Source organism: Indolivaga macrotermitis, from assembly GCF_900128985.1.
Taxonomy (GTDB): Bacteria; Bacteroidota; Bacteroidia; order Bacteroidales; family Dysgonomonadaceae; genus Dysgonomonas_A; species Dysgonomonas_A macrotermitis.
This window is the reverse complement of record NZ_FQUC01000001.1, coordinates 418,667-431,537: the sequence shown is the minus strand read 5'-3', so window position 1 is coordinate 431,537 and position 12,871 is coordinate 418,667. Positions and strand designations below refer to the sequence as shown.

The 12,871-nt window shown below is 38.6% G+C and carries 6 protein-coding genes; 1 reads left to right on the top strand and 5 read right to left on the bottom strand.

Annotated features, from left to right (window positions below; genetic code table 11):
• Nucleotides 1–26: 26 nt before the first annotated feature.
• Nucleotides 27–3,179, bottom strand: coding sequence for a SusC/RagA family TonB-linked outer membrane protein (locus tag BUC12_RS01720; protein ID WP_062175445.1), 3,153 nt, complete (start codon nucleotides 3,177–3,179; stop codon nucleotides 27–29).
• Between the two features lie 379 nt (nucleotides 3,180–3,558).
• Nucleotides 3,559–4,950 carry an arylsulfatase gene (locus BUC12_RS01715; RefSeq protein WP_062175444.1) on the bottom strand — a complete coding sequence of 464 codons (1,392 nt, stop codon included), beginning with the start codon at nucleotides 4,948–4,950 and terminating at the stop codon, nucleotides 3,559–3,561.
• A 419-nt stretch (nucleotides 4,951–5,369) separates the two neighbouring features.
• Here BUC12_RS01715 and BUC12_RS01710 point away from each other — a divergent pair, with 419 nt between their 5' ends.
• Nucleotides 5,370–9,680 carry a hybrid sensor histidine kinase/response regulator transcription factor gene (locus BUC12_RS01710; protein ID WP_062175443.1) on the top strand — a complete coding sequence of 1,437 codons (4,311 nt, stop codon included), beginning with the start codon at nucleotides 5,370–5,372 and terminating at the stop codon, nucleotides 9,678–9,680.
• Nucleotides 9,681–9,753: 73 nt separating this feature from the next.
• Here the strand turns inward: BUC12_RS01710 and BUC12_RS01705 are convergent, their stop codons facing one another.
• Genes BUC12_RS01705 through BUC12_RS01695 form a run of 3 tightly spaced genes read right to left on the bottom strand, consistent with a single transcriptional unit; the run spans nucleotide 9,754 to nucleotide 12,866 of the window.
• Nucleotides 9,754–10,698, bottom strand: coding sequence for a glycoside hydrolase family 43 protein (locus BUC12_RS01705; RefSeq protein WP_062175442.1), 945 nt, complete (start codon nucleotides 10,696–10,698; stop codon nucleotides 9,754–9,756).
• 18 nt (nucleotides 10,699–10,716) lie between these two features.
• Nucleotides 10,717–11,475, bottom strand: a complete 759-nt coding sequence (locus BUC12_RS01700) for a rhamnogalacturonan acetylesterase (protein ID WP_062175441.1) — start codon at nucleotides 11,473–11,475, stop codon at nucleotides 10,717–10,719.
• Nucleotides 11,476–11,483: 8 nt separating this feature from the next.
• Nucleotides 11,484–12,866: a family 43 glycosylhydrolase gene (locus BUC12_RS01695; protein WP_062175440.1), complete on the bottom strand. Its 1,383-nt coding sequence runs from the start codon at nucleotides 12,864–12,866 to the stop codon at nucleotides 11,484–11,486.
• Between the last annotated feature and the right edge of the window lie 5 nt (nucleotides 12,867–12,871).

Here is a 12,871-nt window from a genome sequence, read left to right as displayed (position 1 = left end):
GTAATCAAGTTTTACTTAGTTATTTGTTAGAATCCTATATTTAATCCGAAAACCAAAGCTCTGGTAGTAGTATATGAACCTACTGTGGTTTTGTTATTGTCGTAATTAGACAAGTCGGTATCTAAATAATCGCATTTAGAATATATAGTAAACGGATTCATCAATTGAGCATAAACTTTCAAATTTTTGATACCTAGTTGTTTTATTTGTCTCTGATTGAAGTTATAGCCAATATTGATATTCCTCATCTTGATAAACGAACCATCTTGATAATTCATCGAAGAAGTATAAGTGTCGGCAGCTTCTCCATTTGATCCCGGTGAATAATATCTGGCATTTTCATTAGTGCCGGCTACCCAATAATCTATTTTACGCATCTGATAGCGTCCATCTAATGTTAATGCTCCATTAGGAACAGTGAATCCCCAACGCGAATAGATGAAGAAAGATAATTCTAAGTTTTTATAATTGAATGTATTAGTAATACCTCCTGACCAATCGGGGCGAATAGAACCTACTACTTTACGATCGTAGTTAGCATCTATAGTACCATCTCCATCCAGGTCTTTCACTCTGATCTGTCCGGGTTTGCGGCCATATTTAGCAGCTTCTTCAGCTTCCGAAGTCTTCCATATCCCATCATATACATAGTCATAATAAACACCAATTTCTTTACCTACAAACAAGTTATTCTCGATATCCTCGGATCTTCCATTAGCCAACTCCTTAATCTTATTTCTATCTTTTGACCATGTTAATGTAGTAGACCATGTAAAATCCTTCGTTTCTATATTAGTCGAGTTTATTTGCAAATCAATACCCCAACCTTCAGTTTTTCCCACATTAGCATAAGTAGATACATATCCTACTAATGAAGGTATCGACATAGGTAGTAATAGGTCGTTTGTTATAGATTTGTAAACATCAATACTACCATTAATCCGGTTCTTCAGAAATCCGTAATCTACTCCGACATTATATTGAGTTGTTCTTTCCCATGATAAGTCAGGATTTGGCATTTTAGAAGGTGTTTTTACAGTTGGATCTGATGGAATATATCCCGACGACGACGACGTTGTTCCCCAATTATAATAATTCTGAGTCAACCCTCCTTTTGTTGCATAAGCACTAATAGCTGCGTTTCCGGTTGTACCTACACCTAAACGGAGTTTCAAGGCACTAACTGCTTTTACATTCTCCATAAATTTTTCCTGATCTATACGCCAGCCCAAAGCCATAGAAGTAAAAGATGCCCATTTATTTCCATCTGCTAACTGAGAAGCTCCATCCCAACGAACGGATGCCGTTAACAGATATTTATCCCTGAATCCATAATTTGCCCTTATCATATAAGATGCTAGTTGTCTTTCAACCAATCCAGAACCAAAAGTTCCGATCGATCCTCCAGAACCCAGATTATACCATAGTTCTTCAGACGTTGCAACATCAGTGGCTTTTGCTGTTGCATCTTCATAGTGATACTTGGATGCTGATTGCATCAGAGTAAGACCTAATTTATGGTCAAGTCCAAAATTCCTATCATAATAAACTAGGTTATCAAGAGTCCATGCACGTGTTTGATAGTTATTGTACGAAGCAATATTGTTCCCACTACCATTAATACCATCTTCATCATTGAAAGTTCCGGTAGTATAATATTTAAATTCGGGTCCGAACTGTATGCGGTATTTTAATCCTTTCAGAGGTGAATACATTTCTCCGAAGTCCAATTGCGCGTATATGTTACCAAAAGTATTCAACGTTTGGCGGTTATTTTGAGTGTATTTAAGCTCATCAATCGGGTTAATTATGTTCATATCACCATTCGGATACTTTATATTATTACCATTTTCATCATATGGAACAGTCCATGCCAACATACCACGTAATGCACTATAATAATCTCCGGCTCCGGTCTCTGATTTTGTAAAATTATAACCATAATCCTGATTACTCCACGCTAAGTTGATTGATGCTCCCATTTTAAACCATTTAGTAGGAGACGCATCGAAACTAACTTTTCCCGAATAGCGAGTAAAATCCTGCCCGGGTTGTGTACCTTCTTGTTTTAAGTAACCAAACGATGCATATCCTTGAGCTTTCTCATTACCTCCTGATACGCTCAATGTATGTTCTGTTGATACTCCTGTCCGTTTTCCGTGCTTTTCCCAATCATAGCTACCTACTTTCGATGGATCCCACACTGTATTATTATTTGTCCATCCTTTTGCTATATTTTCCCATGATAGGCCTAGAGTTCCCCACAATGCATAATCTGCCTCATAAGATGGTGTTGCCGATCCGTATGTACCTATGTTATATTTTGCAATACGGGCATATTCCAACCACTCTGCAGCACTCATATTTTCCGATACATTATAAAGTTTTTCCAGTGTCACTGTTCCCGAATAGTTTACAGAAAGAGCTCCGGCTTTACCCCTTTTTGTGGTTACTAAAACAACACCATTTGCTCCACGAGATCCGTAAATAGCAGTTGCTGATGCATCTTTCAAAATATCAATAGATTCGATATCATTCGGATTTAGATTATCTATACCACTACTATTATTGCCACTACCGGTACCACTAGCCCCTGACTGTAAAACCATACCATCCACTACATACAAAGGACCTTGATCTGCTCCGATTGAACGAACACCACGAATTCTTATTTCGCCGGTTTGTCCGGGACGCTGGTTGGAAGTAATATCTACACCGGCAGCTTTACCTTGCATAGCTTGTACAGCATCTTTAACAGGCATAGCTGTCAGTTCTTTTTCACCCACACGAGCCATAGCTCCAGTTACATCTGTTTTCTTCTGAACACCGTAACCTACAACTACAAATTCTTCTAGAATCTGAGAGTCTTCGGCCAAAACAACTCTGACATTAGTTTTTCCAGCTACAGAAACTGATTGTTCCGTATAACCTACATAAGAGATTGTTAATACATCATTGTTATTCACTATTATGGAAAAATTTCCATCCAGATCTGTCATTGTTCCGGTAGTAGTTCCTTTTACCGAAACACTTGCTCCTATAATGGCTTCGCCTTTTTCATCAACAACCGTTCCTTTGACAGTTTTCGATTGAGCAAATACCATTATTGACAAGCACAAGAATAATGCAGTCAATAAACTTCTAGCTTCGAAAAGCTTCATCTTTTTTGAATTCTTCATCTAGGTATTAAAATTAAATTGTGAGTATTTAGAGAGTATTATATTCTTAATTAAAAAGTAGCACTAAGAACAAATTTTTCATGCATGGGCCATTTGGTAAAGATTTATTAACATCACAAAGATTACTTTTATGCTATTTCCAACAAATGTATTTTTGTCCATTCTACTGGAATTTTATCAATATGAGGCATTGACATTTGTACAAAACCTAAATACATTTTTCATATACCACTGATAAACAACAAAATCGGGCAAGAAACTAAATTTCTGCCCGATTATATTCGCATCTTTATTTATCTACTATGTAGAATTTATAATCTATATTTTTTAACGTGGTTATTTTTCTCTAAACATTGCTTTTCTCTTCTGCTTTCATAAACTATTCAACCAAACCTACCGGCCAATTTTCCGATTCAGTATGAGATTCAGTCAGACATCGGGCTAACTTAGCTATAATATCGGGATGCTGATCCGCCAGATTCTTTGTTTCCCGGATATCATCCTTCAGATTGTATAATTCCATCTCCTTATTCAGATTCTGGCGAATCAATTTCCAGTCACCCCATCTTACAGCCTGCGAAATACCTTTCGAGGGATACTGTTCCCAATAGAGATACCGTTGATCCTGATCCATAGTTCCGGGAGACTTAATCTCAGGATATACACTTACTCCATCCGTAATAAGGCTTGTTTTTGCATTGGTCATATCAACAAGTGTGGAAAATATATCGGGAAAATAGCATGGAAAGCTACTTATCGATCCGGCATTTTTCCGGTCGGGTAATCTTACTATCAATGGTACGCGTATCCCACCTTCATACAACTCGCCTTTCCATCCGCGGAGTTGCCCATTTATGACCAACTTTTCAGTCATGGCGGCTTTAGCTCCACCGTTATCCGAAGCAAACACCACTATTGTATTATCATCAATTCCCAGTTTTTTCAGCTCTTCCAAAACTTTAGCTATCGACTCGTCCATATGAGTTACCAGTGCAGCATACGATTTATCGTTAGGCGACATATCGGCATTCTTATATATGCCCCAAGATTTACTGTCGAGCGGAACATGTGGTACATTATAAGCAAGATACAAGAAAAACTTATCGTCTTTGTGACGGCGTAAAAAATCGATAGCTTCGTCTGTAGACCTGTCTGTATTATGATCCACATGTTCGCCATTTAAATTTTCGGTAATGGTATACTCTTCCCGGTTACGCCATCTCTTCGAAGGATAATAGTTATGGCTCTGCGGCTCTCTTATCAGCCACCCGTAAAACTCGTCAAATCCACGATCGAGAGGTCCTGCCGAAGGATCAAAGCCATCCAGATGCCATTTATTGACCAGACAAGTTACATATCCGTTATTGGACAATACATTGGCTATTGTAGAATCTTGCGGCATCAGATTGATACGCCTCACAGTTCCAATACCTTCGCGCTCTCCGACAATACCTCCTGTACGGCACATGTTACCACGGATACGTGTATGCCCTGTATGCAAACCTGTCATCAGACAACTCCGCGATGGAGAAGATACACTTGCCCCTGCATAGCAGTCTGTAAACGTAATGCCTTCGGATGCAAGCTTATCAATGGTCTCGGTCTTGATTACTTTATTCCCGAAACAACCCAAATCGCCGTATCCCAAATCGTCTGCTAAAATAAAAAGTACATTAGGTTGATCTTTTTTTATATCCTGTGCCAAAGAAGGCATTGCAATTCCAAAACATGCAGAAACTGTACTCAACACGCCACAAAATGATATTTTCATAAACTAGACTGGGGTTTTATTTTCTGGTTAATAATAAAATGGAAGTTTAGTCTTACATAAACTTCCGGTTCTTACAAATATACTCTCTGTTTTTTTCTAAAAAAATGTAAAATTGTCCTTTCTTTTGTTTTACCGAAAAAAGCCGTCATATAGATTTGTATCTTCATTTCGATTTTAGACTCTAAAATCTACACTTTTTGCCTTATCCGATACTTTCAGAACATCGGCTAGCTTTTATTCATCTCATTTTCATTCACATTAGCCACCTGTAAAATAATTCATACATATAGATTTTTTATCACTTTTTTCTTACAACCATTATTTTTTGTACCTTTGGTTAACGTAGTAATGTTATAAAAAGTTGACATCGAAAGACTCATAACAACTTTTACTTTTTGAATTATCCTCACCCCAAAAATATGAATAAATTGAAATCTATTTCACTTTTAATAAGTGTACTTTTTTGTCTGTCGGTATTCCCGAGTCAACAGGATAATATTTATTTTAGCCAGATCAGTACCAAGAATGGCTTATCCCAGAATACTGTACGGGCAATACTTGAAGACCGTCAAGGATTTATCTGGGTAGGGACATTGAATGGGCTAAACCGTTTCGACGGCTATCAACTTTTCACATACAAGCCCCAACCGGGAAACCCAAAATCACTAATAGACAACCGTATAAAAGACGTTTTTCAAGATAAAGACGGATACTTATGGATTAAAACCTATAAAAATGAGTTTAGTTGTTATGATCCTGTCAGCGATTCTTTTATCGATTACCAGCCGGAAGGATATAAAAATGCCACTATAGCATATAACGATTACTATGAGTCACCCCATGGTGAAATATGGTTGTGGGGCAATACTAATGGATGCCTGCAAATAAAGAAAAAAGACGGAAAAATTATTTCCACTCCTTTTCTAACCGATAAAATTAATAGAAGACAGTGCCGTTTCATTTTAGAGGACTCCAAATCTTCGACATGGATAGGGGGAACATCCGGAATATTCCGTATAACCGAGGATAACAAACCCGAAGTTTTTTTCGAAAACAAATATTCGTTTACTAATGCCGTAGAGATGAATAACAAAATATACTTCTCTACCGAAAACTCGGTCATTGTTGAATACGACCTTAGAAAAAAGACATTCGAAGAAATAACATATCCTCTTCTTAAATATAATTTTACCAATATAGCCCGGCTATCGAATACCGAGTTGCTACTTATTACCCGTTTTTACGGGGTTATGTCGTACAATACCAATACCCGTAAATTCGGTAAAATGGACTGGGCCAATGATAAAGAACTGACAGGTAACATAGAACTTATAACTGATAAGAATAAAGGGCTATGGCTTTATAACCATTCCGGCAAAGCTTGGTATTTTAACCCGGTAACACAGAGTTCGAAAAAGCTCGACCTGATACCCTACGATATTGTAAAAATTATCGACTACGAACGTTACAATATCTTTATCGATTCCGAAAATTTAATCTGGATCACAACTTATGGTAACGGACTGTTCTGTTACAATCCTACTGACGGAAAACTATCTAACTATAAATACAGTCCTAACGAGAATAGTCTTGCTTCGGACTACCTTTTATCAATAACCGAAGACAAATACGGGAATATCTGGATTGGGAGCGAATATGCAGGTATTATTAAAGTAGTCAAAGCCAGTTACGGATTACAAATATTACGTCCCGAAGAAGATTCGTCGATAGGAAAGAACAATAATGTACGTACCTTGTTCGAAGATTCGTATGGTAACATCTGGCTGGGTACTAAAAACGGAAGCCTATATGTATACAACTTCAACCTCACTGCTAATAAATGTATACAAGTAGATCTCAATCCATACACTATAGCCGAAGACAACGAGCACCGTATATGGGTAGGAACTAAAGGTAACGGACTTTATATATTCGACCAGGAAACCCACAAAGAAATATACCATACCAAATATGACGAAAACAATCCGAAAAAAAACGGATTGAGCCACAACTCTATCTTCAATATCCTGAAAGATAATAAAGGACGGATGTGGATCGGTACTTTCGGAGGAGGAATCAACCTCATAACCAAAACAGGAGCGGATATTAGCTTCTCGCATTTTTTCAATAATCTTGGAAATAAGAGTTATATACGTTATCTGTTTCAGGACAGTAAAAGCCGTATATGGGCAGGTACCAGCGAAGGTATAATACGTTTTCAGCCGGAGGAATTGATCAAAAATCCTGAAGCATATGTCAGCTATCAGTTAGATTTGAATAATAAAAATTCTCTGAGTTGTAATGACATAAAGACGTTTTACGAGGACGATTTCGGTACAATATGGATAGGTACTGCTGGAGGAGGGCTCAATAAATACATCGAAAGCACCAATTCATTCGAAGCCTATACAACCGACAACGGTTTATCGGGGGATGTCATTACCGGAATACTTGAAGACAAAGAACATAATCTATGGATCAGCAGTGAAAATGGGATCACCAAGTTCGACATAAAGAACCATTCTTTTATGGTATATCATTTTTCTGAAGAAACGTATGGCAATCATTTTAACGAGAATGCCAATATCTATAGCGAGAATGGTAATATGCTGTGGGGAAGTCTAAACGGGCTTTTAGTATTCAATCCCGATTCGTTTATCCCCGATATACATGTACCTCCGGTTACTCTGACCAACTTATTTATTTATAACCAAAAAGTAGAAGCCGGAACAGAAGACTCACCTCTGACCAAAGCTATCAGTTATACCAACAAGATAGAATTGAATTACAAACAGAATACGTTCACTCTGGAATTTGCAACTCTGGCTCTAAAAGATCCCCAGAAGAATAAATACAGCTATATGCTGACTAATTATGATAAGCAATGGAGTTCGCCGAACAATCATAATACAGCCACATATAAGAATTTACCTCCGGGAAAATATATCTTTTTAGTGAAAGGCAGTAACAGTGATGGAATCTGGAATGAGAATGTTACCCAGTTAGAGATTATTATAACGCCTCCTTTCTGGAAGTCGGTTTACGCCTATATTGTCTACATCCTGATATTTGCCGTAATCTTATACATCGTATCACGTCTTGCCCTGAAATTCAACATCTTGAACAACAACATAAAGGTAGAAAAAGAGCTGACTAACCATAAGCTCAGGTTCTTTACCAATATATCACATGAGTTCCGAACTCCGTTAACTCTTATCCGGGGTGCTGTGGAGAATCTGAACGAACAGTCCGAGATTCCTCCGATGATTAGCAAGCAAGTGAAGGTCTTGAGCCGGAACTCAGTAATATTGACCCGCTTGATCGATCAGCTGCTAGAGTTCAGAAAACTACAGAATAATGTATTGACTCTCGACCTTGAAGAAACCGATATTATTTCTTTTGCCGATGAGATCTATTCCGGATTTCAGGAAATAGCTGTGCAAAAGAATATCGATTATACTTTCACTCATAACCTAGCCTCTTTTAATGTCTTTATCGACAGGCGTAAAGTAGATAAAATATTGTACAATCTACTATCCAATGCATTTAAGTTTACTCCCAGAGACGGACGTATCGAACTTATCATTGAGGTTAATGAACAGAATCGTACCTACCTTATCTCGGTTAAAGACAACGGCATAGGTATCTCTAAGGATATGCAGCATTTGCTATTCAGCCGTTTCATGCAAATTAATTTCTCATCATCGGGTACAGGAGTAGGATTACACCTCGTAAAAGAGTTTGTGGATGTACATAAAGGCAGAATATGGTATGAAGACAATCCCGAAGGAGGATCTATATTCAGGGTCGAATTATCTACCGACCAGAAAAAATACGAAGGCGAACATTTTGTCTCCGCATCACTCCCCGACATTGTAGAAGAGAAACCGAACAATAAAGTCGTATATCCTTCAGACGCCACGGATATGCAGCTCCCTGAAATAGACGATGCTGTATTAGGTAACTACAAAATGCTGATAATAGACGATAATGACGACATACGCAATTTCTTAGTAGACGAATTCAGTAAACATTTTATGGTAGATGTTGCAGAAAACGGCAAACAAGGGCTTATCAAAGCGAGGGAAACCAATCCTGACATGATTATATGCGACGTAATGATGCCAGAAATGGATGGTTTCGAGGTTACCCGTTGCCTGAAAGAAGATTTCCAGACATGTCATATACCTATCATATTACTGACAGCACACTCTTCGATCGAACATCAGTTGGAAGGGATACAAAGCGGTGCTGATGCGTATATAATGAAACCATTCAGCCTGAAATACCTTGTTGCCCGTGTATTTAAACTGATCGAACAACGCGAGTTGTTGAAAAAGCGTTTTTCGAACGAGTATGTTCTCGATGGAAACCTGATTACGAGTACCGATAAAGATAAAGACTTCTATAATCTGATAAACCAGATACTGGAAGAACATATTGCCGATTATCAGTTTTCTGTAGATAGGTTTGCCGAATTGGCCAAACTGCGACGTACTATTTTCTATAAGAAAGTGAAAGGTATTACCGGGCTTTCGCCTAACGAACTGATTAAGGTTAAGCGCTTGAAGAAAGCGGCAGAACTACTCTTAACCGGTGAATTCACGGTTTCGGAGGTATCGTTTAAAGTTGGATTCGAAGATCCTTTCTATTTCAGTAAATGCTTTAAATCGCAGTATAAATGTTCGCCGTCGAAATATGGACAACAGCCGGATAAAAAGGATGAATAACAAAATAGTATTAAAAGTAAAGGAGGTGTGATTAGATTTATCGCACCTCCTTTTTATAATATCAACTCTGATTTTACTTTTTCAGTTTTGCCAGCACTTCGGGCGACACGGTAAAAGCTGTACCATGCCGGGTTCCCGACGGAAATGACACCCTGTCCGATACATCTTCCCATGTTTGCATGTCCTTCGAACGGATAGCTCCATACTTTTTACTACGGTATTTATCGAAGTAAATATACACATACTCTCCTACCTGTAAAGGAGCAGGCCCTTCTACCCAGTTTTCTGAAATCGGAGCAGATACCTGCGTAGGAAAATCATATGGCTTATCGCCCGATGTAACCCTTATATTTTTCTCTGTAGGCACTGAGGTTTCGTCCTTCACAAATAAGTAATATTTGTTATCTTTTTGTATAATGGCACCATCGATTACACTAAATCCGCCATCGAAAAACAATTTAGTATCAGAGAATGCTTTGAAGTCCTTCGTTGTTACGTAATACTGCCTGTGGTTCAACCCTTTTTCATTAGTCGTTGTTTCAACCTCAGGATAAGCGTCCGGTATAGTAGAAGCCCAGAAGATATAAAATGTTTTGTCTTTCTTATCGTAAAACACTTCGGGAGCCCATGTATTGCGTGTTCCTGTAAACTTCTCCATAACAGGGATATTCTTTTGCTCCGACCAGTTTATGAGGTCTTTTGATGAAGCATATCCTACACCCTGATCCCACCATCCGGTAGTCCAGACCATATGAAAAGTGCCCTTATCATCCTGAACAATACTTGGGTCGCGCATCAACTTATCCTTACCCAGAATAGGTTTCAGGTAGATTGAATCGTTATTCAAACTTTCCCATTTAAGACCATCTGTACTGTACGCAAGGTGTAACCCGTCGCCATTCCCCTTAAAGTACGAAAACAGGTATACTTCTTTGTCTTGTCCCTGCGCAAATGCAATCTGTCCGCCAAACAAGCAGAAAAGACATACTGTCAGTAAATAACTTATATTTTTCCTCATAAATATCTTCTTGAATCTTTACTTATTATTTTTCAGGGATATATGTTCACTCAAACCCTCGAGATTTAATTCTTTGATGCCTTCCGCAACAAAGCAGGCTACCTGAGTCGCTCCTTTTTCCATCATATGTGTATCATCCTTCAATCCATCGGGCTTTGCATGGTCCACACCCGGTTCAACCCAGCGATAATAAGGAATAGATGCCGAATCTCCCAACATAGTAATGAAATCGCGGGTTTTCAGATTCACATCTATCATCGGAACATTGTATTCCTTCGCTACCTGACGGGTTATCACCGGATAACCTTTCAAACGGTCATCTACGAGATTTCCCTTTTTATCAAATGTCCGCATAACCACAGAGGTTAGAAGCACAGGGTTGGCTTTCTTCGCCCTTACATCTTCTATAAAACGAATCAGGTTCTTCCGGTAATCGTCATACGAAGCATGTCTCTCCGGACGGGTTGAAGCGTCGTTATGCCCAAACTGGACAAATACATAGTCACCGGGACTAACTTCGGATAATAATCGCTCCCAACGCCCTTCGGATATAAAAGTTTTGGTACTGCGCCCTCCCATAGCATGATTCACAACCTTGACATTGTCGTCTAAAAACAGAGGAAGCATTTGTCCCCATCCCTTTATCAGCCCGTCCTTTTCCTCTTTATAACTTTGGGCTGTAGAGTCGCCGGCGATAAATATCGTTACGGGTTTATCGCTTGCTGTAAATGCACAAATAATAAAAATAAGAAAAGGTAATAGTATGATCTTTTTCATATTCTATTTTACTTTATGTATATATCTTCTATAATTATGTAATTATCGGTACTACCATAATCGCTTTTCCTTTTATCAGACCAAGCAGGATGCTCTCCTAAGACCTCTATTGTAAGGGTATAGTTATCCTGAGCCAAGACCGGACTATTGAATTTCAATGAAGAATTTTCATATAGGCTGTAAAAATCGACAATCGTATTCAGTACTTCTTCATTCTGTCCGTTTTTCAAGACAACGCTAGCATAACCACTCGTATTATTTGAGAGTCCCTTTACTGAAATACGGCTACCTTTAAACGGTACGGATATCTGCGCTCCTTTTTCATTCGATTTAAATACGTTTCCGCCCATGCTCCAGTTACCTATACAACGGGCATCTTTTTTTACAGATTTCATATCTGTTTTTATAGGGAGCCATTGACTATGACGGTCAAAAGACCAACTCCCCTGAAATACAGGAATAGACATCTCGTCTCCGGTTACAGTAATGGGTTGCCAAACATAAGTGCCTGCTGATCCCTGCTTGGGATATGACCAACGATCGCCCATATACATATTCAGAGTATCACCTTTACCTACAACAGGTAGTACAAAAGAACTTTGTGAATTCCATGTCAATGAGCCTATAGGTGCAAAGTTGCCTTTATTTATCCACGATCCTTCGAGTGATTTGGATACCAGATAATAATTATCGTTACGTTCCCAACTGGTTTTATTCGAAAATAACCAGAAATAGTAGCCATTCGCTCTGAACATTGCCGGAGACTCTCCGCCGTGAGCCATATCAGAAACGACTATGCGGTTTACTGATTTATAGTCATCTGCCAACTCATAAATAAATCCTTCGTGAGTAAGCACATATCCTTTACCATCACTATCCTGAAATGTTCCCAAATCCCACCTTTTCAGATATTTTCCATCAAGCAAAAGGTCTCCATGGAACTGGTAATCTCCGCTTATAGTTTTACATGTTGCATAACCGACATGAGGGTCTTTATATCCCATATCATCACAATGCATGTACATTACAAATTCTCCCGTAGACGGACATTTCATTACTTTTACACGTTCTCCTACCCGATCCGGACCCAATAATCCAGCTTTTTGCTGCGGAAGTACAACGTTTTCGAATGTCCAGTTTACCAGATCAGTTGATGAATAGCAACTAAATCCGGTAAAAGCATTACTTGTATCCGATTTATATTCGCCGAACAGATAATAACGATCCCCCTCTTTTACGATGCACGCACCATGAGCGTTGATCTCTTTATTATTCTGGTCAAACCATGCTACACCGCTCGTTATCGCATTGTATCTGCCTCCTTTTTCCTGAGATAAAGCAGGTAATGATACGATAACCAGATTCAGTAATAAAATAGCTAAAACTCTCATTTCTC

Excerpts from the sequence above, each read along its gene's own strand:
- BUC12_RS01710 (WP_062175443.1), top strand. The coding sequence starts at position 5,370 with ATGAATAAATTGAAATCTATTTCACTTTTAATAAGTGTACTTTTTTGT.
- BUC12_RS01695 (WP_062175440.1), bottom strand. The coding sequence starts at position 12,866 with ATGAGAGTTTTAGCTATTTTATTACTGAATCTGGTTATCGTATCATTA.
- BUC12_RS01705 (WP_062175442.1), bottom strand. The coding sequence starts at position 10,698 with ATGAGGAAAAATATAAGTTATTTACTGACAGTATGTCTTTTCTGCTTG.
- BUC12_RS01715 (WP_062175444.1), bottom strand. The coding sequence starts at position 4,950 with ATGAAAATATCATTTTGTGGCGTGTTGAGTACAGTTTCTGCATGTTTT.
- BUC12_RS01720 (WP_062175445.1), bottom strand. The coding sequence starts at position 3,179 with ATGAAGAATTCAAAAAAGATGAAGCTTTTCGAAGCTAGAAGTTTATTG.
- BUC12_RS01700 (WP_062175441.1), bottom strand. The coding sequence starts at position 11,475 with ATGAAAAAGATCATACTATTACCTTTTCTTATTTTTATTATTTGTGCA.